A 25,596-nucleotide genomic window follows, 5' to 3' on the forward strand; every position below is an offset into this window, starting at 1 on the left:
GACAGTGCCGTTTTAAAGAGAGCATTTCTAATCAGTACCCTAGTGATCAGTCAGTCATTGCTGGCTGATACTCACTTGCCTTTTCAGATAAAAACCGCACTCGCCCCCACCATCTCCCCCTATTATTCAAGCTCATTTAGTTGGATGCCTATTAGTAACAAGCAGGCAATTGTGTGCGATGAAAGTCGTTACCCGAGTTGCTTGAATGCGTTACCTATTGAAGTCGTGAGCCAATTACCGAAAGACACGCAAATCAGCTCTCATTTAGGGGGTAAAACCGCAATGGTGTTAGCGGTTAATCACCATGATATCGCCGGCATTATTATTGTCAGCGCTAAGCAGCCCCTTACCCAAACGATAACCTCAATCAATGGGCATACCTATCAGTTAGCGCTGTTAGAACAATTTAAATTAACTCTATGGCATGAGGTGGGGCATTTAGAGAATATTGCCTTGATCGGCGATGTACTTCCCAGTCCCCTTTCTGCCTATCAGCATGAATGGTTGGCGGACATGTATTTAGTGTGGCGTATTGCCCAAACGCACCCCGATTTGAATTTAGCTTGGCAGCAGTTTCATCGCCGTAATATGGATTTGATTAACAATAGACATAATATGAGCCATTGGAGCTCACCGCAGTTACACTGGTTATTGAGCCAATATCAATTTAAAGACATACAAGGCTTTGACCACTACAGTGAGTTTATTGCCACAATATTTCCGCAGCTAGCGCTATTTGATGACACTGAAATTGCTGAAATCTCCAGCCTAGTGCAACGCACATTTGGCCGAGGTGCAACGCTGGCGCTACCTAAATATATATTTTGGCGACAACAACGACTTATTGAGGTTATTTCCCCGACATTAGTCATGTTAATGGGCGAGGATAAGGCCCATAAGTGGTTGGTTGAGCAATTCTCTGAGGCGGCGCAATTAGTCAACAAAGAGGCTGGGCACAATAAGTTATAACTCTGATTAGTACTGTAACCTCGAGCTTAAACGTTATAAAAAAGCGACTAATTAAGTCGCTTTTTTATGTACTAACAATCTGTTTTTTATGGCAATGTTTTTAAGTTAAAAATGCCACTGCAGATAAACCGAGTTGTAATTGCTGCCACCTTTGATGCGGCCAAAAGCTGAGCTGGTTTCAAAAATCCCTGATCTATGATGAATACTATAACCTAGCCATGCGTTTTTCATTGGGGCGTGGTTGAACACATCTCCCAAGTTAACATCAAATGAAAAGTCTAAGTAATTTAATAGTTTTGAGGGTCGATAATCTTTTTCGTCAAGTTCGCTACCTTCAATGTAGGTGACATCAGAGACATAAGATAACCCTTCAGCAACCCCTATCCGAAAACGCCAGCCTAAATCTATGGTGTAAAAGGCTTTAACTGCAAGTACACCTTCAGCTAAGTTATCTTGTACTTCAGAGTCATGATGCCAAACAGCACCTGTTGTTAAGTATAAATTAATGGGTAAGTTGAATAAGCTATTACTGAGTGGGATACCATAGAAAAGGGAGGTCATTTGATTGTTGTAACGATCGCCTTTGGCATTCCCGGTTAAAATGTCATTCAAGTTTGAAGGCGTTGCCCAGCCGTGTGCGACTCTTAAAAATTCGCCACTTTCTTTAGGGACTGGATTGGTATTGGGCCTTTTATTATCAGGGAAAAATCCAAAGCCTAAGAAGGAGTCAAATTGATATTGATTTTCAATGGTGGGCAAGTGATAAATATCATCTTCAAGGCGGGTTACCCCAAAGTTACCCAATAGGTATAAATTACTGGCAAGGTGATAGCGAGCATTAACCCCTGCTGAAAAAGCCAATCCAGCACCGGGATCGGCTAGCTCTAAGCCATAGTAATGTTCATTGAAATCGTTGCTTTTCCATTGGAATTGGGCATAAGGATTTAATTGCCAATCACCGCCTTGCCAGTGGTATTGAGTACGAGTGTAACCATACATGCGCTTGTTACCATCACTCATGATGGCAACATCAGCTTCTAGGCCGTCTTTTTGAAAGCGGTATTGAAAACCAAAATCAAAGGCGTCAGATTGGGTTTGATTTTGATATTCTTTAGGGATGTCAACGAACCGAAAACGACTGTATATATTGACTTGATGTTCATCATTTTTCCATAAATGAACCCCGCCCTCTAAGCCATTTAAATAAAAATAATCATTTTCAAATTCAATCAATGGCATGACGTCATAGACATCATCATTTTCAGTGGCATAAGGAATATCAGCTTTACGCACACCAATGCCAACTCCCCAGGTTGATGGGAAGTATTCTACATCTGCATGAGACTCAGCTTTGCTTGGTGGATTAACCGTTTTGGTTTGGTCATTGTCAGCGATGACAGAAAAAGAGCATGTGCTTAAGCAAACAAATGCGGTAAGTAAAGAGGACGTTTTAGGCATAGAGGTTTTACCATTAATCTTTATCAACAATAATTTTTATTACCTAGCAGGATAAGAGGTGGTAAAAAGCTAAGTAAACACTAATTTTTATATTATTTTCAGGATTATAGCATGTAGATATTGGTGAATGTGACAGCGAAAAATTTTAACAGCATTTTTTTAACGCGACATTGCTAGCCTAACTGGTGCATTTTTATTTTGACTGATTGCTGCCAAAAAGAATAGTTATGCTTACCCGATTGCTTTACACCGTACATGGCATTATCTGCTTGCTCGCAAACGTGGGTGAATTGGTCTCGTTGATTAAAACGACTAATACCAATGCTTAACCCCAGTGATAGCGGTTTATCATCTATTGTTTGTAACTGTTTAAAGTGATTGATTAATGCTTCGGCGAACATACTGATAGTCGCGAAGTCTGCAATAGCGGTAATTATCACAAATTCATCGCCACCCAGTCGGGCTATGCTGACCTTGTGTTTAGAAATTAACTTTTGGCAATAATGATTTAGGGTATTGCTTATCTCTACTAACACCAAATCCCCAAAATGATGACCATACCTGTCGTTAACCCCTTTAAAGTTATCGACATCGATAAATAGTAATGTTCCTGATTGGAAATTGGTATTTTTCTGTATCTGCTGGAATGCTGTTTCAATCGCAGTACGGTTTAACAAGTCAGTGAGAGGGTCTTGGTGGGCAAGGCGGGCTAAGTCGAGTTCATAGCGTTTTTCTTGGGTAATATCGATATGGGTGCCCATGATCCTTAAGGGGTGTCCATCTGAGGTGTATTCCACGATACGGCCCCGATCTGAAACCCAGCTGGTGGTGCCATTTTTATGGATCATTCGATGAACGGCGCGATAAACCTCTTCTTTACCTGTGAGGTGATCTTCAAAAGCTTTGATGACCCAGTCTTTATCTTCAGGATGTAAATGGCTTTTCCAGCTAGAAATATTTGCCGCTCGCTCTTCGAGGGTATAACCCAGCAATGCGCCCCATTCTTGATTGAAAATGGTCAGATCGCCAGAAGGGATATGTTGCTCCCACAGACACAAGCCTGTGCCATCGAGTGTTGCTGAGAGCTTCTCTTCACACAGCTTTAGTTTCTGCTTAAGTAAATCATTCTCTTGGGTGAGTTGATTTAACTGAGCTGTGAGCTGTTGAATTTGTGAAGCCAATGGGTCCATCTGAGAAAATCATCCTTGTGTTAAAACGAGCTAAAGCTTGAAAAGCAATCGGTATATCCTTTGTACATTTTACTCATAAATTCGTCAAGAATGAGAATGTATGATTATTGATAACTTATTCTCCCAATGATAGAAATGAAGCGCTTATTAATAAAAAGGCCGCTAAGCGGCCTTTTTAGGGGGTATATCTAACATGTTGAAAATTAATCAGCTTCTTTTAAGCTTTGCGTCAGCTCAACAATGCCTTTTTTACCATCACCGAATAACATAAGTGCATTATCCATGGCAAATAATGGGTTAGGTAAACCTGCAAACCCTGGGCTTAATGAACGCTTAATTACCACCACGGTGCGGGCTTTATCGACGTTTAGAATTGGCATACCATAGATGGGGCTACCTTTATCTTCACGTGCCATTGGGTTGGTGACATCATTGGCACCAATGACAATCGCCACATCCGTTTGCGCAAATTGTGGATTAATCTCATCCATTTCAACTAACTGTTCATAAGGCACTTCAGCTTCTGCAAGTAGCACGTTCATGTGGCCAGGCATACGGCCAGCAACAGGGTGAATCGCGTACTTCACATCGACTCCACGCTCTTGTAAAACGTTAGCGAGCTCACGTACTGCATGCTGTGCTTGCGCCATGGCTAAACCGTAACCTGGGACAATAACCACACGTTCAGCGGTTTCTAGCATCATGGCAATTTCATCTGGCGAAGTTGATTTTACTTTACCTGCGTAAATTTCATCTGCATCGACTTTCTCGCCGCCTTCAGCCATCACACCGAATAAGACGTTAAATAATGAACGGTTCATGGCTTTACACATGATTTGTGTGAGGATAATTCCTGATGCACCAACCAGTGAACCTGAGATAATCAATACCGTATTACCTGTAATGAAACCAGTCGTTGCCGCGGCGATACCAGAATAGGAGTTCAGTAGTGCAATAACAACCGGCATATCAGCGCCGCCAATTGGCACCACTAATAACACACCCAAGACCACTGCCACAGCCACTAAAGCATACATTAAGCTGACGTTAGCAGGGTTAATGACTAGCGCAATGGCTAAGCCAAACGCAGTGATCAGCAGCAGCGCGTTAAGGATTTTATTACCTGGGACTTTGATTGGATTACCTGAAATAAGCTCTTGCAGCTTAGCAAAAGCCACAAATGAACCTGAAAGGGTAACTGCACCAATAATAATGGTCGCTCCGATAGAAATTAACGCCACCATGCTAGTAGCTGCAGTCGGGTCAAGGAAACTTGCCGCAGCAATGGCCAGTGAAGCACCACCACCAAAACCATTCAACAGTGCAACCATTTGCGGCATGTCGGTGACTTTAATTTTAGTCGCCATCACTGCACCAATGGTGCCACCTAATAGTACGCCGGCAATGATCCACTCATAGCTAAGAATGCTTTGGTCAAATAGGGTTACCACCACAGCAATAAACATACCCATGGCTGATAATTGGTTGCCACGAACCGCTGTTTTAGGTTTTGTCAGTCCTTTAATACCAAGAATAAACAGGACTGCGGCAACAAGGTAAGCCAAATAAATAATTGTTGTCATTGAGTCTATTTCCTCTTGAACATAGCTAGCATACGGTTGGTGACCATGTAACCACCGACCACATTGATGGTAGCCAGCACTACGGCGATAAAGCCAAGTACATTCACTATCATGCCACCGCCAGAACCTGCTGACAGTAGGGCGCCTACCAGTGAAATACCTGAAATAGCATTCGAACCAGACATTAATGGCGTGTGCAGTGTCGGTGGCACTTTAGTGATCAGCTCAACACCTAAAAATACTGCGACGACAAAAAGCGTCAGTAATAATAGTAAGGTCATATCCATTATGCTTTTTCCTCTACACTGGTGTCAGCTTCAGGCGTTGCTAAAGGCGCAAGACCCAATAAATCTCTTAGGCGAGCACTGGTGACTTCTTTGCCATGGGCAACAACAGTGTCTCTGACGATTTCGTCTTCAAAATCAAGAACCAGTTCACCCTCTTTACTGACGATTAAGTTCAGTAAGTTCTCGACATTTTTACCATACATTTGGCTGGCATGATTCGCTGCAGTGCTAGGTACGTTAGATGGCCCTAAGATCATCACGCCGTTGTGCATAATAACTTCATCAACGCGGGTTAATTCACAGTTACCACCTGATTCAGCCGCTAAATCAACAATGATGGTGCCGTTTTTCATGCCATCAACCATTTCTTTAGTGATAAGCACAGGGGCTTTACGGCCTGGAATGGCTGCAGTGGTAATCACAATATCTTGTTGTGCTAACACATTCGCCATCGCTTGTTGTTGACGCTTTAAAAAGTCATCACTTTGCTCGGTGGCATAACCGCCTTTGGTTTCAGTGTTTTCGGCTTCAATATCAAGCTCAACCGGTTTTGCACCAACAGAAATAATCTGCTCGCGCGCCGCAGGGCGAATATCATAGGCTTCGACAACGGCGCCGAGGCGCTTAGCTGTGGCGCAGGCCTGAAGCCCCGCAACACCCACACCCATAATAAAGGCGCGAGTGGGTTTTAATGTCCCAGCAGCTGTCATCATCATTGGGAATAAACGCGGCGCTTTATGGGCGGCGAGTAACACAGCTTTATAGCCTGAAATCGTTGCCATTGATGACAACACATCCATACTTTGGGCACGGGTAATACGTGGAATAAGTTCTAAGGCAATCGCGCTGGCACCCGTGTCAGCAATTGCTTGGGCATTTTGCGGGTTAATCAGCGGGTCCATCATGCCAATCAGCAGTTGCTGAGGCTTGATTAGCGCTTTAATTTCATCGAATTGCTCACCCTTACAGTTCACCACGGTAATGATGTCAGCTTCATTCAGTAGCGCTGCTCGTGATGAAGCAATAGTGGCGCCTACCTTGACATAATCGTCGTCGGTAAAGCCTGCGTTTTGTCCAGCGCCTGATTCTACGATCACTTGTAGCTGTTTTTTTAATAATGCGGTCACATTGGCAGGGATTAACGCAACGCGTAACTCACCTGGGTGACTCTCTTTCGGTAGACCTAATTTCAAAAGGACAACCTCTTAGTTAGTGTAAATAGGGAAGGGTCGGGTCGTGTGAGTATTTAATACAACTTTGTTTTAAATACTCATTTTTTCTAAGTGCCTTTTTATGGTGCACATTTTTTTAGGTGCTTCATTCTGGCAATTATTAGGTTTGAAACAAGTAAATAATGCGCTAAATCACATTTTTACCGAGTTCAGACCCAAAAGTTTGCACTAGACCACACTTTTGTAGCTTAAAAATGCAGCTTTGCATATTCCTTAATGGAATAAAGAATTAACTTTTAGTCTTTTTTGGTTTTAAAGAATCGGAGTAATCTGATGATATTAAACTGTTATAGGGCTCTCCAATGTTGTTAAAAGAACTTTCTTCATTCGCATCGCCATTGTCTCAAGGACAAGTCGACAAGCTAAAACAGCTCACTTCTGAATTATCTGCGGTGCAATTAGCTTGGGTTAGTGGCTATTTGGCTGCATCTTCAAATCAAGGGCAAACAGCAAGTGCGCCAGAGGCTAGTGCAGCGCAAACTGTGACAATTTTATTTGGTAGTCAAACGGGTAATGGTCAAGGTATCGCTAAAGAGTTAGCTGCAAAGGCATCCGCTAAAGGCTTTACGGTTAATTTAAGCTCGATGGCTGATTACAATGTGCGTCAGTTAAAGCAAGAAACCATTTTAATCGCGGTGGTGAGTACCCACGGTGAGGGTGAAGCGCCAGATGATGCTATTGAATTACATAAGTTCCTTGCTTCAAAAAGAGCGCCTAAGTTAGATCAACTTAACTTTTCAATTTTGGCCTTGGGTGACTCAAGCTATGAGTTTTATTGTCAAACCGGTAAAGACTTCAGCGAACGCTTATCTGCTTTAGGTGCAACAGAGTTATTGCCGTTAGTTGAGTGTGATGTTGATTACGAAGAAGCTTCAGAGCAATGGCTTGAGTCGGTAATAACAGCGGTTGAGCCATTAGTTGAAACTAGCAGTGCCAGCGTAGTGTCAATTGATAGCGCCAAAGCGGCGGGTGAAAGCGAATTTACCAAGCAAAATCCTTATGAAGCAGAAGTGTTATTAAGTCAAAAGCTTACCGGTCGTGATTCTGATCGTGATGTTCGCCACGTGGAAATCGATTTAGGCGAATCTGGTATCAGTTATCAAGTGGGTGACGCCTTAGGTATTTGGTTTACCAATAACGAGGCTTTAGTCACTGAAGTGATTAGCGGTTTAGGATTAGACCCGTCAACTGAAGTTGTGGTCAGTAAAAATACCTTATCGCTACAACAAGCATTAACAGATAAAAAAGAGCTAACCCAACTTTACCCGGGTCTTGTGACGGCATGGGCAGAGCTTGCGGGGAATGCAGAGCTTAGCGCGATTGCTGCAGATAAAGAGCAAACTCGCCAGTTTGTATTAGGTCATCAATTAGCTGATTTAATCAGTTTGTATCCAGTAAAAATCGATGCCGCAACCTTAGTAAGTTTATTACGCCCATTAACACCGCGTTTATATTCAATTGCCTCTAGCCAAGCGGAAGTGGAAAACGAAGTGCATTTAACCGTGGCACTGGTTGAAGATGAGCGTGCGGGTCAAGCGCGTTTTGGCGGCGCTTCGCACTTCTTAGCATCTGCAGAAGAAGGTCAGCAAGTTAAGGTTTACGTTGAACCGAATAAGCATTTTCGTTTGCCAGAAAATAGCGACACTCCAGTTATTATGGTTGGCCCTGGCACTGGTGTGGCGCCTTTTAGAGCCTTCATGCAACAACGTGCAGCAGACGGCGTTAACAGCGATAGCTGGTTATTTTTCGGTAATCCGCATTTTGAGCAAGACTTTTTATACCAAGTTGAGTGGCAACAGTACCTAAAAGCGGGTGATTTATCGCGCCTCGATGTGGCTTTCTCACGTGATCAACAACATAAAATTTATGTGCAACACCGGATTGCAGAGCAAGGTGAAGCGATTTGGGCATGGCTACAAAATGGCGCGCATTTTTATATCTGTGGCGATGCAGAGCGTATGGCAAAAGATGTCCATCAAGCCTTACTAGATGTCGCAGTTAAGTATGGTGGTTTAGATGCGCAGGGCGCTGAGGATTACCTTGAAGGGTTGCGCAGTGCGAAACGTTATCAAAAAGACGTTTACTAAATGAATACCGCATGAGTTCGAAATAAGCATAACGAAAATAATATACACGCTGGTGATTTGATATCACCAGCGTCATAAAAGCATCGATAGAGGCCACAGGATGAGTGAGCAAAAGTTAGCAGTAAATGAATATTTAAAAACCGACAGTGATTACCTGCGCGGCACCATTAAAGAAGGCTTAGACACCCAAGTTACCGGTTCGTTTAGTGATGGCGATCAGCAGTTGATCAAATTCCACGGCTTTTATCAGCAAGACGATCGTGATTTACGTAATGAGCGTAAAGAACAAAAACTAGAGCCTTTATACAGTTTCATGTTACGAGCCCGTGTACCAGGTGGTATTTGTAGTCCTGAGCAATGGTTGGATGTGGATAAAATCTCATCAACGCTAACGACATCAAACAGTATTCGTTTAACCACCCGTCAAACCTTTCAATATCACGGCATTCCAAAGCGTAATTTAAAAACGCTGATCCAAGGCCTTGATAGAGCGGCGTTAGATTCTATTGCGGCCTGTGGTGACGTTAACCGTAACGTAATGTGTAACCCAAACCCTGTTGAATCTAAGTTACATCAACAGGCTTATGCAGTGGCTAAAGAGTTGTCAGATCATTTATTGCCTCATACTCACGCCTATGCTGAAATTTGGTTAGATAAAGAAAAGCTGCTTGATACTGAAACTAACGAACCTGTGTACGGTAAAACCTACTTGCCACGTAAATTTAAAATGGCTGTAGCAGTACCCCCAGACAATGATGTTGATGTTTATACCAATGACTTAGGTTTTATTGCCATCGCTGAAGCGGGTGAGTTAGTCGGATTTAATTTAGTTGCTGGTGGCGGTATGGGCTCAACTCATGGTGAAGTGGAAACCTTTCCACGTCTAGCGGATGATTTTGGCTTTATTAAAACTGACGATGTGATTAAATTCGCTGAAGCTGTTATGACAGTTCAGCGTGACTGGGGTAACCGTGTCAATCGTAAGCGTTCACGTTTGAAGTACACCATTGTCGATCATGGCGTTGCAGAATTTAAAGCAGAAGTTGAAAAGCGTGCAGGGGTGAGTTTTGAACCTAAACGTGAGGTAGTGATTGGCGATCGCGGCGACCGTTATGGTTGGGTTCAAGGCTTAGATAACAACTGGCATTTAACCTTGTTCATTGAAAGTGGTCGTATTAAAGATGAACCTGGTCAGACGCTGCAAACAGGCTTAAGAGAAATCGCCAAAATCCATAAAGGTGATTTTAGAATGACCTCTAACCAGAACATGATTATTGCTGGGGTTGCAGAAGAAGATAAAGCTGCGATTGAAGATTTAGCCCGTAAGCATGGCTTTTTTGGCAAGGTTATCAGTCAAACCCGCGGCCATTCAATTGCCTGCGTGGCGCTGCCTACCTGTCCATTAGCCATGGCCGAAGCGGAGCGATATTTCCCAGAGTTTATTGACCATATTGATGCGCTGCAAGCTAAGCATGGTATTAGCGAGCAAGCCATTGTGGTGAGAATGACAGGTTGCCCTAATGGCTGTGCGAGACCGTTCGCAGCCGAAATTGGTTTAGTAGGTAAAGCGCCGGGACGTTATAACTTGTATTTAGGTGCAAGCTTTGAAGGCACACGCCTTAATAAAATGTACAAAGAGAATATTCAAGAAGCTGAAATTTTAGCTGAGTTAGACAGATTATTCGGCTTGTATGTACTTGAGCGTGATGCAGGTGAAACCTTCGGTAACTTTACAGTTCGCTTTGGCATAATTAAAGCCGTGAACGATGCCGCTGTAGATTTTCATGGCTAACGGGTTAGCAACAGAGGTCATTACGATGATTAATCACAATGAGTTGCAAGCACTATTATCAGCTCCCAAGTCTGAGCAAAAAATAGTGCTAGAAAAAGTGAATCGCTTTTTAGCCGATTTAACCGCGCAAGAGCGAGTCACTTGGGGATTAGCTTTTTTGCCTGGCGAACATGCTTTATCGTCAAGTTTTGGTATTCAAGCGGCGGTTATGTTGCATATGGTAAGCCAAGCGCAGACAGATATTCCGGTGATATTGACGGATACAGGATACTTGTTTGCTGAAACCTATCAATTTATTGATGAGTTAACCCAAAGACTAGATTTAAATCTACAGGTATTTCGCGCCCAGCAGTCATCTGCATGGCAAGAAGCCCGTTACGGTAAGCTTTGGGAGCAAGATCTCGAAGGCTTAGAAAAGTATAATCGCATCAATAAAGTGGAGCCTATGCAACGTGCTTTGGCTGAGCTAAATGTCGGCACTTGGTTTGCCGGGCTACGTCGCTCGCAAGCCAGTAGCCGTGAAGCGCTGCCCATTTTAGCTATTCATGGTGATAAATATAAGCTACTGCCCATCATTGATTGGAGTAACAAAGATGTCCATGAATACCTTAGTGAGCATCAACTACCTTATCACCCGCTGTGGGAGCAAGGTTATGTGTCTGTTGGCGATACCCATTCAAGCAAACCCCTAGAGCTAGGAATGAGCGAAGAAGAAACCCGTTTCAACGGCCTAAAGCGTGAATGTGGCTTGCATTACGAAATTTAGGCCAAGGGCGTTTATTAACTCGGTTAGACAAACAAAATATCAGCCTTAGTGGCTGATATTTTTGTCTATACGCCCTTAGGGCGAGCTATTTTATGGCCAATAGCCAATAGCCAATAGCCAATAGCCAATAGCAACTTTTATCTAAACCACCGAATTTTATCGCTTTACCACTAAAGTATTACATCTAACGACTGATTTTTTTTAAAGTTGATTTTTTTGTTAATAATTCCCTAAGAAAAGTATGCATATAATATTTTTTAGTCTAAATTAAAAAGTTCCCGTAGATGGTTTTTGTCGACACTTTAGGCGTGTGATTGCACATCAAGTACCTCCAAAAGCCTCGCTCGTGTAAACGAGCTTATGTGATTGGCTTGCTAGCGTAAGCATAATCCATTTGGTTATCTCGGTTAGCCATCATTGGCTAGCCGAGAAACCAACCTTTCATCAATATCGCTATCTTCATGGTTTATTTATCCTATCTTTTTGGCACCTGCTTAACCTTTTATTAGACTTTTAAACCTTATAAACAATTGCTTAACTCGGTTATTGCTTATCAAACCCCAAGCCACTTTTATCGAGGCATTATTTTATTTGCAAATTAAAAGTGTGCTAAGTTATCGCTATGCTTGATCAAATTGAGTTATCGGCATTAACTAAGCATTTACTCTCAAGGAAGAGTGACTTGTTATTACTTACATGTGAATTATGGAGCACAAATAAATGAAAAAACTGGCTATCGCAGTTGCCATTGCCGCTGCTGGTGCAGGCGCATACATGCTATCGAACAACGATGGTGTCACCACAACTGATAACGACATGCTCGCGTATATCCCAGCAGATACCTTACTTTTTTCAGGACAACTCACCCCGTTTCCGTTAGAAGATTATTTGTATTCAATGCCTATGGGGCAAAACGGTGCAGCCCAACTAGAGCAAATTGAGCAGGCTGGCCCATATTCAAGTGCCCAAGAGGGATTTTTTGTCAGTTTATATAAAAGTTATTTAACTAGCCTTGAAGACCCTGAACTGTTTTTAACAACCTTTGGTTTGCCTGCCAAGATTGAGTCATATACCTACACGCTAGGGGCGTTGCCTGTTTTTAAGGTGCAAGTCACTGATGAACAAGCTATTTGGAAAGTATTGGACAAAGCGTCAGAAGAAAGCGGTTTAGCCCACACCACGGCAACCATTGAAGGCCTTGAGTATCGTGCTTATTCACTTATTGATGACGATGAATCGATTGATTTAGTTGTTGCCCAGCAAGATGGCTGGTTAACAGTAACCTTAAATACCTCCTTCAATAAACCAGAATTATTAGCAACGGCGCTGGGATTATCCAAAGTTGATAATCCAATTAGTGACAGTGGCATTGTTGAAGATATCATTAAGACTCATGGTTTTTTAAACGACAGTATAAGCTTTATAAACCATGTGGAATTAGTGAAAGGATTAACCTCAACTGATGGCAATATGCTGGCTAAACAGTTATCTAAATTAGGCGAGTTAGATGGCACTGGCAGTGATCCTTTTGCAGAGTTTAAAACGGCTGAGTGTCAAACAGAGCTTGATGCTATCGCTGCAAATTGGCCGCGCACGGTTATGGGCTTAAAAGCATTTAATGTTAGCCGTAAACAAGCGCAGTTTGATGCCCAAATGGTGGTTGAATCTAACAACCAAGTGATATTAGGTGCATTTAATAAAATGCGTGGTTTTATTCCTAGTTTCACTAATAGCCTAACTGACAATGCCATGTCCATAGCACTGGGGCTTGATGCGGCGCAATTAGCACCAGCATTAACTGAAATTTGGCAAGATTTACAAACGCCCAGTTATCAGTGTGAAGCACTAGCGCAAATGCAATATGAAATCAGCGGCCAAAATCCGGCAATGCTTGGCATGATGACAGGCATGGCCAATGGGGTTAAGGGCATGAGTGCCACCATAGTCGACTTTTCGTTAACTGACGAAAATGGTGAGCCTGGCTTTAAGCACCTAGATGCACTGATTAGCTTATCGGCTGAAAACCCAGAAATGCTATTAAACATGATTAAGCCATTTGTGCCTCAGTTAGCCCAAGTTCAACTGGAGACTAATGGTGATCCCATCGATGTGTCTTCATTGCTAATGCTGCCACCTTCAATGGGGGTAAGCGCTCAAATGGCTATTAAAGATCAGCACATTGTGATTTATAGTGGTGATAAAGGTGAGGATTTAGCTAATAAGCTGGCTAAAGAACCGCTGGTCGCTAATGGCTTAGCGAATATGTCGATTGATTATCAAAAAGTGCTGAAACCGGTATTTTCACTCATTGAAGAAAGCGGTGAGCAAGTGCCAGAAGAACTAGAAATGCTCAAAGATTATGACATGCGCATGCAGGTAAACTTGGATATTACCGATAAAGGTATTTCAATCTCTACTCGCGGTGATAGTAAAGCTTACTAAGTTGCTAACAAGCTAGTCGGGTATTGATAACAAAAAAGGTGAACTGTATATAACTGCAGCTTCACCTTTTTTATTGTTTTTATTGTTGTTTTTATGGTTGTTTTTATTGTTTGTGATGGCCTATTTTAAAGAATATCACCAATCGAAACCCCGATCCCAATGCGCTGATTATGATGATTATAGTCAATCATACTTTCGCCATAGCCATTAAAGTACTGGGTATATAAGCGTAAATTGCCTAATATCGGATAGCTCCAAGTAAACTCAATGGAGCCTTTATTTGGGTGTTGTAAATTATTGCGCCCCATTAAGGTAAACATATGCTCATCAAGGCCATAGACGGCTGTTAACTCAAAGTTGCCCATATAGTCTTCAATATCGGGGTTGTCATCACCCTCAGGCGAGCTGGGTGTTGCTTTTTCATCTTCAGGGATCCGCCACCACGCCTTTAGACCTAATGCAAAAGGGCCTCTATCAAATACCATGGTGCCGTAAATTCGATTCCAACTGCGTGAAAGTGAACCAGATTGACCATTAGATTGATGCACAGCCCCTACACCCCAAAACGAATTTGTTAACCCTGCCACTTGCCAGTCATTATTGAATAGCATGAACATTTCCGGTTCATGATTAGTTTCTCTAAAAGGGGAGGAAATTTCTTTATTATAGACTTGCCAGTAAGACTGGTTGGTATAGGCGAAATAGAGGTGGCCATTGTCGCCAAAAACGTTATACCACAGCGGGAATTTAAAGCTTATCTGAAACTTAGCCTCAGCGTTATCGATGACTTCTTCATTGTCGTCATTGGTTGTAAAGTTTGTATATGGGTCAGTGTTAGGGTTGTCATTATAGGTGTATGGCAAAATGTAATTAACTTTATGGGGGGTAATGACAAAGCGCTCCTCTGAAGTTTTAAGCTCGTCTTTTACTCTTTCATCAACGAGTGAGTCTTCAGCTAAAGCCACTTGGCTTACTCCTAAACCAATGGCTGCGCTAAACCATAATCGGATCCATGTTGGTTTCATTAAAAGCTCCCTTTAATTATATTTTTCTAGACTAACACTATGGTTAAAAATGAAAAGTACTGATGATTTGAGCTTGGGCTTTGTATGGTAACTGTGCAGCTAGTTTACCAAGGTTTTTAAATGCCACTTAATAGGTCTCATATAACTAAATGGAATAAAAGCTAAGCATTATCTATTATATATGGAATATATAAAGGGCTATATTTGATGCTAAGTAAACATTGTGGGGTTTTGAAAAATGGAATTGGTTTCGATACCGGGTCAAGGGGCCAAAGGGAAAGTCTGGATAGTCGGTGCAGGGCCTGGAGATGTTGAGCTGCTCACCCTCAAAGCTTATCGGGTGTTAAAGCAAGCCGATGCTGTCCTGTACGATGCCCTCGTTAGCCAAGACATCTTAGATTTAATCCCACAAAGCGCTGAAAAAATTGCTGTGGGTAAACGTGCTGGCAAGCATAGTGCTGGGCAAGATGAAATAAATCAGTTACTGGTGACAAAAGCTTACACTCGCAAAAACGTGGTACGCCTTAAAGGTGGTGATCCGTTTATTTTTGGTCGTGGCGGTGAGGAGCTGCAAACCTTAGCAGAAACAGGGGTTGCTTTTGAGGTTGTCCCCGGTATTACTGCTGCTAGTGGCACAGCTGCTTATGCTGGCATTCCATTAACCCACCGAGATTTTGCTCAAGGAGTGACGTTTATTACTGGTCATTGCCAATTACAAAGTCGGCCGATGGACTGGCAAGGTTATGCAAATCCAAATAATACCTTAGTGGTTTATATGGGCATTTTGAACGCAGAGATTATCCGTGATGGATTAATGAGTAGTGGCCGTGATGGTGATACGCCTGTGGCTATTGTTTCTAAGGCGACGACCGCATCTCAACAGCGCTTTATCGGTAAGTTAAGTGAGTTATCGCAGCTGGCTGCAGATCCTGCTTTGCAAATGCCAGCATTGATGATTATCGGTGAGGTGGTGTCATTGGCAGACAGCCTCAATTGGTTTAATCCTCAAGAGTACTCAGCTGCACCAATTCAGTCTCAAGTGAGTATTTAGCGGATTTGATCTTAAGCTATATTTACCGATAATTTTGACCGCATGAATTTAAATGGCGAAGACGACAGTCTTGGCCATTTTTTGTCTTTAGCTGCTCAGGTTTGCCATTAACATGTTCATTTCATACTTATCCCATATTTGTCATTCTTATTGCTTCAAACTTAATTATTATCTCAGTGCTTACCTAGCAAATTTTGATTTCTGTAATTCTTATACAGCTTTTATTGAGATTAATGTGAACTGTGTCTATGTTAAATTGTGATACATGGGGTAGTTCAGCATTGGGTAGCGTTTTGGATGCTGTTTTTTGTGCTTTAGTTCCTGTTTTGAAATTTAATATCGGTCTTGGTTCAAATTTTTGGTCGAATTTAGGTGTTATTAGTACATTTATTTCACAATTTATTTAAAAGGTGTGACCTTAATAGCGGATTTAGGTCACAAATCTATTTATTATGTGGTATCTGAATTTTAAAGGTTACAAGTAATGGCTGGATCCTCAAATCAGGTTATAACAATTAAACGGGGCCTCGATGTGCCTATCGCGGGTGAGCCGCAACAAATAATCGACGTCACAGCAAAGCCAACCAGAGTTGCCATATTAGGCGAAGAGTATGTTGGTTTAAAGCCGACTATGTTGGTTGAAGAAGGTGATATCGTTAAAAAAGGCCAAGCGCTTTTTCAAGATAAAAAGATTGCCGGAGTGACCTTTACTGCCCCTGCGAGTGGCGAAGTGATTGCCATAAACAGGGGCGAAAAACGGGTGCTATTATCAGTGGTGATCCGTTGCGAAGGCGATGAAGCCGTGAGTTTTGCTACTAGCGATGATGTTTTGGCATTATCCCGCGAAGCGGTGCAAACCAATCTGGTTAACAGTGGGTTATGGACGGCATTAAGAACCCGCCCTTTCTCAAAAATTCCCGCGTTAGATACTAGGCCATCGGCAATCTTTGTGACCGCCATGGACAGTAATCCGTTAGCGGCCGATCCTCGCGTGATTATCGCTGAGCAGCCACAAGCATTTGCTGTGGGAATGCAGGCACTAACCCGGTTAACCGATGGTAAAGTGATGCTGTGTCATGATCAAGGTGAGGCGTTACCCGGCCATGATTTAGCTCAAGTTGAGTCATATCAATTTGGCGGCGTTCATCCCGCTGGGCTGGTGGGTACTCATATCCATCTGCTGCATCCAGTAAGTGTTGAGCGGGTAGTTTGGCATATTGGCTATCAAGATGTGATTGCCGTTGGCAAGCTGTTTCAAACCGGTGAGCTATTTAATGAGCGAGTGGTGTCATTTGCTGGACCCAATGTGTTAAAACCAAGGTTACTGCGGACCCAATTAGGGGCAGACTTGGGTGAGCTAGTCGAAAATGAAATTGAAGATATTCACTCACGGGTGGTATCGGGCTCCGTACTTTGTGGCCATACCGCCGTTGGGGTTTATAACTATTTAGGTCGTTATCATAATCAAGTTTGTGTACTAACTGAAAACGCCCGTCACGAGTTATTACCTTGGGTGCGCCGTAATAAAGAAAAGTTCTCACTGACAGGTATCATGATGTCAGGTTTTAGCCGTACTAAAAAACTGTTTGATTTTACCACCCATGCAGGTGGCTCTCCTCGTGCGATGATGGCTTTTGGTCAGCTTGCCCGCGTTATGCCTTTGGATATTTTACCGACCTTGTTGGTGAGAGATCTGGTGGTGCGAGATACCGATGAAGCACAGCTATTAGGCGCTTTAGAATTAGACGAAGAAGATTTAGCACTTTGTACCTTTGTTTGTCCCGGAAAGTATGACTTTGGTAAAGAGTTACGTGCTTGCCTAGATATCATCGAGAGGGAAGGTTAATGAGTCAGCAACAAAAGAAACCGGATCATCAAGATCGCTATTATGCTCATGGCGACTCGATGAAAAGTTACTTGCGATCCTTGTGGATTGCTCGTGGCCGCAGTACCAAAGGTAAAGTGCATGTTCGTGATGCCATTGATGTAAAACGTACCATGCATATTGTGGGTATGTGTTTACTGCCCGCCATATTTTTTGGGATGTACAACCTAGGCTTACAAGCGCAAATTGCCATCATGGCTGGGGCAACTCAACCTGAGGCTTGGCAGGCTGGCTTGTTTTCAATGCTGTTTGGCCAGTTAACCGAACAATCAGGTTTTGTCAGCTTAATGGCTTATGGTGCGAGTTATTATGTGCCAATTTACCTAATGACCTTGTTTGTCTGTTTAGTGTGGGAAGTGGTTTTTGCCAAAGTGCGGCGCCAAGAATTACATGAAGGCTTCTTTATTACAGCATTACTGTTTTCTATCATAGTGCCGGTATCGACACCCTTATGGATTATTGCTGTAGGAGTGACCTTTGGGGTTATCGTAGCCAAAGAAATGTTTGGCGGCATGGGTTATAACTTTTTAAACCCTGCGTTAGCCGGTTATGCCTTTATCTATTTTGCCTACCCCACAGAAGTCGCAGCCTTAAGCCAATTTGTTGCTGCTGATGGTTTTTCAGGTGCCACCACCTTAACCCAAGCTGCAGCCAGTCGCGCGAATATGTTTGCCGATGTTAGCTGGATTAGCGCCTTATCAGATCCTGCATGGATAGATGCATTTTTAGGCTTCACTCCAGGCTCTATTGGTGAAACCAGCACCTTAGCTATTTTGATTGGCGGCGGTGTATTGCTGCTAACTCGAGTGGCAGATTGGCGAGTGGTTGCTGGGGTTATGTTCGGCATGATCGCTACAGCAATATTGTTTAACTTAGTTGGACCTGCGAAAAGCTCTATGGCTTCTATGCCGTGGACATGGCATTTAGTTACCGGTGGTTTTGCACTGGGGATGATGTTTATGGCAACCGATCCAGTGACCGCCTCATATACCCGCAGTGGTCGATACGCCTATGGCGCATTAATTGGCTTTATGACGGTGCTGATCCGGGTGTTGAACGTGAAATTGCCTGAAGGGATCATGTTGGCGATATTGTTCGCAAATCTATGGGCGCCATTATTCGATTATCTGGTGGCTCGTGCCAACATTAAACGGAGACTAAAACGCCATGGCCTTTAAGAAAGATAGCATAGCTGGCACGATGATTTTTATCATCAGCCTGAGTTTAGTCTGTTCGTTTATGATCACCGGTACCGCTGAAATTTTAAAAGAACGTAAGCTGGTTAAAAAGCGTGATGAAGTGCAGCAGTTTGTATTACGGGCCGCCAATATTGATATCAGCAGCGGCGATTTTAGGGAATTATTTGAACAAAGAGTAAGCCCTAAAATGGTCAATCTAGAGTCGGGTGAGTTTGTTGATCATGACAATCTACTTGATTTTGATGAGCGTATGGCAGCGATAAACCCAGATACATCATCAAAACCTAAAAAAGATACCGCCAAAATTAAAAGCCGTGCGGATAATATCCGCGTATTTGAAGTCTTTGACGCTAATGGTCAATTATCCAGTGTGGTGATGCCCATTTATGGTAAAGGACTGTGGTCGATGATTTATGGTTATTTAGCCCTTAAGCCTGATTTAAATACCGTTGAGAATATTATTTTCTACGAACACGGTGAAACCCCTGGTATTGCTGATTTTGTAACAGATCCCCAGTGGACTGACTTATGGAAAGGTAAGCAGCTATTTGATGATAAAGGCAAAATTTCCATCAAGGTTATCAAAGGCGGTGCTAAAGCTGGCGATATTCACGGTGTTGATGGCGTTAGTGGCGCAACCCGAACGGGCATGGGCATTCAACGTGCGGTTGAATTTTGGTTTGGTGTAGAAGGTTATCAAACCTTTCTTAACCAGTTTGCCACTACGGAGGCGAAATAATGAGTACGACTATCTCAACTAAACAAATTCTGACCTCACCGATTTTTGCCAATAACCCAGTGGCGATGCAAGTGCTAGGGGTCTGCTCTGCACTGGCTGTGAGTAATTCAATGCAAACCGCATTGGTAATGACACTGGCGGTGACCTTTGTTTTAGTGTGCTCCAATGTGATCATTTCGAGCATTCGCAATTTTATCCCTAGCAGCGTGCGTATTATTGCGCAAATGACCGTGATTGCCTCTTTGGTAATTATCGTTGATATGGTGTTGCAGGACGTGGCTTATGAGCTTTCAAAGCAGTTATCTGTATTTGTCAGTTTGATTATTACCAACTGTATCATCATGGGCCGCGCAGAAGCCTTTGCGATGAAATACCCACCGCATTTGGCATTTGTTGATGCGCTAGGTAATGCCATGGGCTACGGGGTGATTTTATTAAGTGTCGCCTTTGTGCGTGAGCTACTAGGACGCGGAACCTTATTTGGCAAAGAGATATTTACCACTATCGAAAACGGTGGTTGGTATCTTGCCAATGAAATGTTCACCTTGCCACCAAGCGCATTCTTTTTGATCGGCGTGATGATTTGGGCGATCAATGTTGTGCAGCGTAAGAGAGGATAATGGCAATGGAACACTATATTAATTTATTTATTCAAGCGGCCTTTATCGACAACATGGCACTGTCTTTTTTCTTAGGCATGTGTACCTTCCTCGCGGTGTCTAAAAAGGTCTCAACCTCATTTGGTTTGGGCATTGCAGTGATTGTGGTGATGGTATTAGCCGTACCGGTAAATCAGCTGATTTACGTGAATATCCTTGCGCCAGGTGCACTGGCATGGGCAGGCTTCCCTGAGCTTAACTTAAGCTACTTACAGTTAATTACCTTTATTGGGGTGATTGCCGCTTTAGTGCAGATTTTGGAGATGTTTTTAGAAAGATACATTCCAACTCTGTATCAATCTTTAGGTATTTTCTTACCGCTACTAACGGTGAACTGTGCCATTTTTGCTGGGGTTATTTTCATGGCCAACCGTGATTATAACTTAGGCGAATCTGTGGTGTTTGCAGCAGGTAGTGCAGTGGGCTGGGCGATGGCCATTGTCTTACTTGCCGGGCTGCGTGAACGGATGAAATTTCATGCTATCCCACTAGGGCTGCAAGGAATTGGCATTACCTTTATTACTACAGGTTTAATGGCATTAGGTTTTATGTCATTTGCTGGCATCACTTTGTAAGGCGTGAAAATGCAAACAAATTTGAATTCGCTTATAGATGACTCACTCATGCTTGAATCAGTGGTTTTGGTAAAACTGACCCATGAGACTGCTTGTTATCAGCAACTGTTGAGAAGGTGCATTTAATGGAAATGGCAATTGGCATAGGCATGTTTACCATAGTGGTAAGTTTGCTGGTAATGATAATTTTATTCGCCAAAAGCAAATTGGTGGGTACGGGTGATGTCACCATCGGCATTAATGGTGATGCAGACAAAAGTGTGTGCACACCTGCTGGTGATAAACTGCTTGGCGCACTGGCGAGCAACAGTATTTTTATTCCATCGGCCTGTGGCGGTGGCGGCACCTGTGGCCAATGTCGGGTCACAGTGAAATCAGGTGGCGGTGATATCTTAGCCACAGAGCTTGACCACATCACCAAAAAAGAAGCCAAAGAAGGCTGCCGGTTAGCGTGTCAGGTTGCGGTGCGAACCGACATGGAACTAGAAGTGGATGAAGAGATCTTTGGGGTTAAAAAGTGGCAATGTGAGGTAGTTTCTAATGACAACCAAGCGACCTTTATTAAAGAGCTGCTGCTGAAAGTCCCTGAAGGGGAGGATGTTCATTTCAAAGCCGGTGGTTATATTCAAATTGAAGCCCCTGCCCATGAGGTGAAATACGCTGATTTTGATATTCCTGAGCAATATCGTGATGACTGGGATAAGTACGACTTATTTAGCCTAGTTTCAACCGTTGATGAAGATGTATTGCGTGCTTATTCAATGGCGAACTACCCTGATGAAAAAGGCACCATCATGCTGAATGTGCGTATTGCTACGCCGCCAAGCAATGATTTACCACCAGGGCAAATGTCGTCATATATCTTTAATCTAAAGACTGGCGACAAGGTAACTATTTCAGGGCCCTTCGGTGAGTTTTTTGTCAAAGAAACAGACGCAGAAATGGTGTTTGTTGGTGGTGGTGCAGGTATGGCGCCGATGCGTTCGCATATTTTTGATCAACTTAAGAGTAAGCAAACGAAACGTAAAATGTCTTTTTGGTATGGGGCGCGTTCAGCGCGAGAGATTTTTTACCAAGATGATTTTGATACCTTAGCCGCTGAAAATGACAACTTTGAATGGCATGTAGCTTTGTCAGAGCCTTTAGCTGAAGATAACTGGACCGGCTATACCGGCTTTATTCATACGGTATTATTGGAAAACTATCTTAAGAATCACAAAGCGCCAGAAGATTGTGAGTTCTACATGTGTGGCCCTCCAATCATGAACTCCTCTGTGATCAGCATGCTAGAAAGCTTAGGTGTTGAAGAAGAAAATATCTTGCTAGATGACTTTGGTGGCTAGTGTTTAGTTTGAAAGGCTTGGCGTTAATTAAAGATAAACAAGCTAACTAAAAATGAGCTACTAAAAGTAAGTTTTCAAAAATAAAAAAAGCTGAAACCTAGGTTTCAGCTTTTTTATATCGCAATGTGTGAATTATCCTAGAGGAATAATACCTTCAACTTTAATCACTAATGAACAAGAACCAACGTTTGTCCAGTCAACATCCGATGGAGTAAAGTCTTCTCCAGCACCAAGTCCTGGAACTTCAGTAACCCAGTCAAATCCTTTTAGTGCTGTACGCTCGTAATCAATAGTACCTAAAATTCGAGCACCCATATTACGATCAGGCTTACTTGATAGCATTGGTGAGTATTCGTAATATGCCAATCGAACGTCACCATGCATAACTGAATTATAACAAGTGTTATTCTTACCAATATTCATCGAGGCGTAATAGTTACCATTATCTTCTAGTTTCATGCCGTAGCCGAAAATAGCAACATTAGGCAATTCAACTTCTTCAGTTGTTTCTTCATCAGTAAATTTACTAACAGTGGAAATTAATTTAGAACCCATTTGGTTATTAAAGCCGTTTAGTTTGTACTCTTTACCGTCGTTAGGGTACATGTCTTTAATAAATTCACGATTTTCTAAACCACAAGCTGTTTTCAATGTCTTAGCGGTATTTTCACCACTTTCTGTGGCTTCTACCCACTCGTAGTTGTAAATACTACCATTGAGTCTTTGTGCTAAATAGTCAGCGTTTAGGAATGAAGAGCTGCCGTAGTAGAAAGAACCCGATGCCCCAGTTTTTCCATCAACGAGACTGTCGTCTGGTTCAGGTTGTGGGAACGTTGGATCCTGTGGATTACCCGGATCAACAGGTGGTGTTTCATTGTGGCCATCATGACAATTACTACAACTTCCATAATTTCCATGAGGAATCTCAACGGGATCATCATTGTCGTAAGTGTGGCAACTAGAACACTCATTAGCTGCCATCGCTGAAGCAAAGGCGGACATTTGCGGAGCTTCTTCTGCTGGCGCATTCGGGTCAATATAATCAAACATTACGCCTTCTTCAGCGCATTGTTGGTTGAAAGTAGAAATGTAGCCTACTGCTTTATCCTGAAGTTCTTCAGTTTTAGTTGTTAAATTAGCATTGTCTTCTGCTAATGATTCATTTTTTGAACTTAATTCTGTATTTTGAGAGTTTAATTCAGCATTTTGTTGTTCAAGCTGTTTTATTTGGCTTTCAAGCCCAGATGTATCTTTATCATCATCACTACAGGCAGTCATACCTAATACAGCAATACATAATACACTTAGTTTAAATTTATTCTTCATCATTTTTCCTGTTAATAGTTTAAAACTATTCTTTAATATATTTTTCAAAGCTTTCTGAATGGTGAGTAATCAACTCTCCAAACTTATCCTCAATGATCATGATTGGGATATTGTGTTCATTGGCAACAGCCAATGATTCCTCAACAGTGAGCACCATAAAGGCGGTAGCCAATGCATCAGCTGTCATAGAATTTTTTTCAATTACCGTGACTGAAACAACGGTATGAGATACGGGTTTTCCTGTTCTAGGGTCAATTAAATGCGAGTAGTAGTGGCCATTTTTTTCGAAATATTTACGGTAGTTCCCCGATGTCGCGACGGCGGAGTCCCCAGGGGTGATAATTTCCATTTGTCCTGTTGAATAAGCAAAGGGTTTATCAACTCCCACCTTCCAAGCCTGTTGGCTAGCATTTAATCCCTTAATTCTTAACTCCCCGCCAATATCAACTAGATAGTCATGAATATCATTGCGTTCCAATACGTCAGCTACGACATCGACACCGTAACCTTTTGCTATAGCTGAAAGGTCAATTTTTAGATTGGCCGCGTTTTTTGTGAGATACTGATTCTTAAGGGTTATATTGCTAATTCCGGTGGATTTTATGGCTGCTTCGATTGCTTGTTCTGATGGTAACTCAGTGACTTGGCCATCAGGGCCAAACCCCCATAAATTAACTAAAGGCCCAACTGTGATATCCAGTGCATTATTAGTGAGTTGAGCAACATGAATAGCATTAGTTATGACGTGATTCATGTCATAACTAATGCGTATGGGTGTAGCTTTAGGTGAGTTGTTTATTTTATTGATTTCAGAGTCTTTACGCCAAGTTGACATTGATTGATTCACATCATCTAGACGTTGTTCTATTTGACTTCTAATATCAGCCATTCTTTTTGCAGATATTTTAGTTTCTAACCAAGTAACTTTATATTTATTACCCATAGTCTCTCCCCGAAGGCTTTTCATATCCTGGGCAGATGCAACTGAATTTATAATGATATAAGTAAATAGAAAGATAGAAATGTTAAAAATTATTTTTTTCATAATGTAGTAATCTATAAATTAGATTTATAGATTACATTGTCATGAAGGGATGTAAACTTTACTACTACTTTTATTATTCGGATTTGAGATTGAAGTCATATTTATTCTAAAGTTATATTACAGGTCAATTTATATATTCATTAATTAGTATATGTTTAACTATTATATATTTTAATGAAGAAGAGTTTTTATTATTAATAATAACTTTTATAACAGTGGTAATTGTGAACTACTCGCCAGAAATACAATAAGAACTAAGTTTTTTGTATTTTTACTGTTGACGTTTTTAAATTCTATTTTCTGCATAATTAATTTCTATAATATGCAATTCTGTCGTTGTTTTTATCACACAAAGCTAACATTGATTTTGATATATCCAAGACACGCCGCAAACGCATCCATGTGGGCTTTGCGAAAACAAATAACATCCATGTTAAACGGCCAGTTCGGCATCCATGCCTCTCGCTCAGAGCGTTTCACACTGTGAAACTTCGCCATGTTTTGGTCATATTTGTTCCCGACAAATAATGACATTCCCGCCATCCTTGGCAGTCAGAAGTTCGCTGCTGCATCTACACTGGGATTATTGCTTCTTCGATTTGACTGTATTCGTGCCAAATAAAAGATTAAAAAGATATAAAGCTAAAAATCCAAAAGGCTCAATTTGAATTGAGGGCGTTGAAGAAAATAGCGTGATGCTCACATGGATGTGAGCATAGCTTTCGCGGTGCAGGGATGCACCATCGGAAGCGTTAGCATTTTCGAATAAGACCGAAGCAGTCTACAAACGAAGTTAAAAGCTGGATCGATCCCCATCGAAAACTATGCGCTTTTCAGCATTTTTCGTTAGGGGCGGCAGGGTGATCCAAGAGGGTATTGCTGTTGATACCCTTTTGGTCGGGTGTGGGTGGAAAACCCACGATGTTAATCCAAACGGAGTTTG

Annotated in this window: 20 protein-coding genes; 12 read left to right on the forward strand and 8 right to left on the reverse strand. The window is 42.2% G+C overall.

Annotation, left to right across the window (positions count from 1 at the left end):
• A partial coding sequence (locus AB4140_RS18120) for a hypothetical protein (RefSeq protein WP_372002069.1) occupies positions 1 to 969 on the forward strand: 969 nt, incomplete at its 5' end.
• A gap of 105 nt (positions 970 to 1,074) precedes the next feature.
• Here the strand turns inward: AB4140_RS18120 and AB4140_RS18125 are convergent.
• The 5 genes from AB4140_RS18125 to AB4140_RS18145 form a co-directional block, all read right to left on the reverse strand.
• Positions 1,075 to 2,427, reverse strand: a complete 1,353-nt coding sequence (locus AB4140_RS18125; RefSeq protein WP_372002071.1) for a MipA/OmpV family protein — start codon at positions 2,425 to 2,427, stop codon at positions 1,075 to 1,077.
• A 173-nt stretch (positions 2,428 to 2,600) separates the two neighbouring features.
• Positions 2,601 to 3,617 (reverse strand): diguanylate cyclase domain-containing protein, encoded by a 1,017-nt coding sequence (locus AB4140_RS18130; RefSeq protein ID WP_372002073.1) that lies wholly within the window; start codon positions 3,615 to 3,617, stop codon positions 2,601 to 2,603.
• A gap of 203 nt (positions 3,618 to 3,820) precedes the next feature.
• Positions 3,821 to 5,200 carry an NAD(P)(+) transhydrogenase (Re/Si-specific) subunit beta gene (locus tag AB4140_RS18135; protein ID WP_076540751.1) on the reverse strand — a complete coding sequence of 460 codons (1,380 nt, stop codon included), beginning with the start codon at positions 5,198 to 5,200 and terminating at the stop codon, positions 3,821 to 3,823.
• 5 nt (positions 5,201 to 5,205) lie between these two features.
• On the reverse strand, positions 5,206 to 5,481 hold the full coding sequence (locus tag AB4140_RS18140) for an NAD(P) transhydrogenase subunit alpha (protein ID WP_102438475.1): 276 nt from the start codon (positions 5,479 to 5,481) through the stop codon (positions 5,206 to 5,208).
• Positions 5,482 to 5,486: 5 nt separating this feature from the next.
• Positions 5,487 to 6,680 carry a Re/Si-specific NAD(P)(+) transhydrogenase subunit alpha gene (locus AB4140_RS18145; RefSeq protein WP_102438441.1) on the reverse strand — a complete coding sequence of 398 codons (1,194 nt, stop codon included), beginning with the start codon at positions 6,678 to 6,680 and terminating at the stop codon, positions 5,487 to 5,489.
• Positions 6,681 to 7,021: 341 nt separating this feature from the next.
• Between AB4140_RS18145 and AB4140_RS18150 the strand changes: the two genes are divergently transcribed.
• From AB4140_RS18150 to AB4140_RS18165, 4 genes are all read left to right on the forward strand, one after another.
• Positions 7,022 to 8,806 carry an assimilatory sulfite reductase (NADPH) flavoprotein subunit gene (locus AB4140_RS18150; protein ID WP_102438443.1) on the forward strand — a complete coding sequence of 595 codons (1,785 nt, stop codon included), beginning with the start codon at positions 7,022 to 7,024 and terminating at the stop codon, positions 8,804 to 8,806.
• A 100-nt stretch (positions 8,807 to 8,906) separates the two neighbouring features.
• The gene (cysI, locus tag AB4140_RS18155; RefSeq protein WP_102438445.1) at positions 8,907 to 10,598 is read left to right on the forward strand and encodes an assimilatory sulfite reductase (NADPH) hemoprotein subunit; all 1,692 of its coding nucleotides are present in this window, start codon (positions 8,907 to 8,909) and stop codon (positions 10,596 to 10,598) included.
• Positions 10,591 to 11,364, forward strand: a complete 774-nt coding sequence (locus AB4140_RS18160; RefSeq protein WP_102519156.1) for a phosphoadenylyl-sulfate reductase — start codon at positions 10,591 to 10,593, stop codon at positions 11,362 to 11,364. Before cysI ends, AB4140_RS18160 begins: the two co-directional genes overlap by 8 nt.
• Positions 11,365 to 12,084: 720 nt before the next feature.
• On the forward strand, positions 12,085 to 13,806 hold the full coding sequence (locus tag AB4140_RS18165; protein ID WP_102438449.1) for a hypothetical protein: 1,722 nt from the start codon (positions 12,085 to 12,087) through the stop codon (positions 13,804 to 13,806).
• A 125-nt stretch (positions 13,807 to 13,931) separates the two neighbouring features.
• On the opposite strand, the gene AB4140_RS18170 is transcribed toward AB4140_RS18165, so the two are convergent.
• Positions 13,932 to 14,831: a phospholipase A gene (locus AB4140_RS18170; protein WP_102438451.1), complete on the reverse strand. Its 900-nt coding sequence runs from the start codon at positions 14,829 to 14,831 to the stop codon at positions 13,932 to 13,934.
• 238 nt (positions 14,832 to 15,069) lie between these two features.
• Here AB4140_RS18170 and cobA point away from each other — a divergent pair, with 238 nt between their 5' ends.
• The 7 genes from cobA (at position 15,070) to nqrF (ending at position 22,282) form a co-directional block, all read left to right on the forward strand.
• Positions 15,070 to 15,882, forward strand: a complete 813-nt coding sequence (cobA, locus tag AB4140_RS18175) for a uroporphyrinogen-III C-methyltransferase (protein ID WP_102438453.1) — start codon at positions 15,070 to 15,072, stop codon at positions 15,880 to 15,882.
• A 484-nt stretch (positions 15,883 to 16,366) separates the two neighbouring features.
• Complete coding sequence (locus tag AB4140_RS18180) at positions 16,367 to 17,728, forward strand: Na(+)-translocating NADH-quinone reductase subunit A (protein WP_102438455.1); 1,362 nt, start codon at positions 16,367 to 16,369, stop codon at positions 17,726 to 17,728.
• Entirely contained in the window at positions 17,728 to 18,945 is a 1,218-nt protein-coding gene (locus AB4140_RS18185) for an NADH:ubiquinone reductase (Na(+)-transporting) subunit B (protein ID WP_372002077.1), read from the forward strand. Before AB4140_RS18180 ends, AB4140_RS18185 begins: the two co-directional genes overlap by 1 nt.
• Positions 18,935 to 19,705: a Na(+)-translocating NADH-quinone reductase subunit C gene (locus AB4140_RS18190; RefSeq protein ID WP_102438459.1), complete on the forward strand. Its 771-nt coding sequence runs from the start codon at positions 18,935 to 18,937 to the stop codon at positions 19,703 to 19,705. The genes AB4140_RS18185 and AB4140_RS18190 overlap by 11 nt, the downstream gene beginning before the upstream one ends.
• On the forward strand, positions 19,705 to 20,325 hold the full coding sequence (locus AB4140_RS18195) for an NADH:ubiquinone reductase (Na(+)-transporting) subunit D (protein WP_076540771.1): 621 nt from the start codon (positions 19,705 to 19,707) through the stop codon (positions 20,323 to 20,325). Before AB4140_RS18190 ends, AB4140_RS18195 begins: the two co-directional genes overlap by 1 nt.
• A 5-nt stretch (positions 20,326 to 20,330) precedes the next feature.
• Positions 20,331 to 20,939 (forward strand): NADH:ubiquinone reductase (Na(+)-transporting) subunit E, encoded by a 609-nt coding sequence (gene nqrE, locus AB4140_RS18200; protein WP_076540866.1) that lies wholly within the window; start codon positions 20,331 to 20,333, stop codon positions 20,937 to 20,939.
• Positions 20,940 to 21,064: 125 nt separating this feature from the next.
• Positions 21,065 to 22,282 carry an NADH:ubiquinone reductase (Na(+)-transporting) subunit F gene (nqrF, locus tag AB4140_RS18205; RefSeq protein ID WP_102438461.1) on the forward strand — a complete coding sequence of 406 codons (1,218 nt, stop codon included), beginning with the start codon at positions 21,065 to 21,067 and terminating at the stop codon, positions 22,280 to 22,282.
• A 132-nt stretch (positions 22,283 to 22,414) separates the two neighbouring features.
• Here nqrF and AB4140_RS18210 read toward each other — a convergent pair whose 3' ends face one another.
• Positions 22,415 to 23,611, reverse strand: coding sequence for a hypothetical protein (locus tag AB4140_RS18210; protein WP_372002080.1), 1,197 nt, complete (start codon positions 23,609 to 23,611; stop codon positions 22,415 to 22,417).
• 22 nt (positions 23,612 to 23,633) lie between these two features.
• On the reverse strand, positions 23,634 to 24,653 hold the full coding sequence (locus tag AB4140_RS18215) for an FAD:protein FMN transferase (RefSeq protein ID WP_372002082.1): 1,020 nt from the start codon (positions 24,651 to 24,653) through the stop codon (positions 23,634 to 23,636).
• Between the last annotated feature and the right edge of the window lie 943 nt (positions 24,654 to 25,596).

Origin of the sequence: Shewanella sp. 10N.286.51.B2, from assembly GCF_041469265.1 — a bacterium.
Lineage (GTDB): Bacteria > Pseudomonadota > Gammaproteobacteria > Enterobacterales > Shewanellaceae > Shewanella.

What these genes read in the sequence shown, in the direction of transcription:
- AB4140_RS18125 (WP_372002071.1), bottom strand. Translation starts at nt 2,427, where the DNA reads ATGCCTAAAACGTCCTCTTTACTTACCGCATTTGTTTGCTTAAGCACA.
- AB4140_RS18130 (WP_372002073.1), bottom strand. Translation starts at nt 3,617, where the DNA reads ATGGACCCATTGGCTTCACAAATTCAACAGCTCACAGCTCAGTTAAAT.
- AB4140_RS18135 (WP_076540751.1), bottom strand. Translation starts at nt 5,200, where the DNA reads ATGACAACAATTATTTATTTGGCTTACCTTGTTGCCGCAGTCCTGTTT.
- AB4140_RS18140 (WP_102438475.1), bottom strand. Translation starts at nt 5,481, where the DNA reads ATGACCTTACTATTATTACTGACGCTTTTTGTCGTCGCAGTATTTTTA.
- AB4140_RS18150 (WP_102438443.1), top strand. Translation starts at nt 7,022, where the DNA reads ATGTTGTTAAAAGAACTTTCTTCATTCGCATCGCCATTGTCTCAAGGA.
- cysI (WP_102438445.1), top strand. Translation starts at nt 8,907, where the DNA reads ATGAGTGAGCAAAAGTTAGCAGTAAATGAATATTTAAAAACCGACAGT.
- AB4140_RS18160 (WP_102519156.1), top strand. Translation starts at nt 10,591, where the DNA reads ATGGCTAACGGGTTAGCAACAGAGGTCATTACGATGATTAATCACAAT.
- AB4140_RS18165 (WP_102438449.1), top strand. Translation starts at nt 12,085, where the DNA reads ATGAAAAAACTGGCTATCGCAGTTGCCATTGCCGCTGCTGGTGCAGGC.
- AB4140_RS18170 (WP_102438451.1), bottom strand. Translation starts at nt 14,831, where the DNA reads ATGAAACCAACATGGATCCGATTATGGTTTAGCGCAGCCATTGGTTTA.
- cobA (WP_102438453.1), top strand. Translation starts at nt 15,070, where the DNA reads ATGGAATTGGTTTCGATACCGGGTCAAGGGGCCAAAGGGAAAGTCTGG.
- AB4140_RS18180 (WP_102438455.1), top strand. Translation starts at nt 16,367, where the DNA reads ATGGCTGGATCCTCAAATCAGGTTATAACAATTAAACGGGGCCTCGAT.
- AB4140_RS18185 (WP_372002077.1), top strand. Translation starts at nt 17,728, where the DNA reads ATGAGTCAGCAACAAAAGAAACCGGATCATCAAGATCGCTATTATGCT.
- AB4140_RS18190 (WP_102438459.1), top strand. Translation starts at nt 18,935, where the DNA reads ATGGCCTTTAAGAAAGATAGCATAGCTGGCACGATGATTTTTATCATC.
- AB4140_RS18195 (WP_076540771.1), top strand. Translation starts at nt 19,705, where the DNA reads ATGAGTACGACTATCTCAACTAAACAAATTCTGACCTCACCGATTTTT.
- nqrE (WP_076540866.1), top strand. Translation starts at nt 20,331, where the DNA reads ATGGAACACTATATTAATTTATTTATTCAAGCGGCCTTTATCGACAAC.
- nqrF (WP_102438461.1), top strand. Translation starts at nt 21,065, where the DNA reads ATGGAAATGGCAATTGGCATAGGCATGTTTACCATAGTGGTAAGTTTG.
- AB4140_RS18210 (WP_372002080.1), bottom strand. Translation starts at nt 23,611, where the DNA reads ATGATGAAGAATAAATTTAAACTAAGTGTATTATGTATTGCTGTATTA.
- AB4140_RS18215 (WP_372002082.1), bottom strand. Translation starts at nt 24,653, where the DNA reads ATGAAAAAAATAATTTTTAACATTTCTATCTTTCTATTTACTTATATC.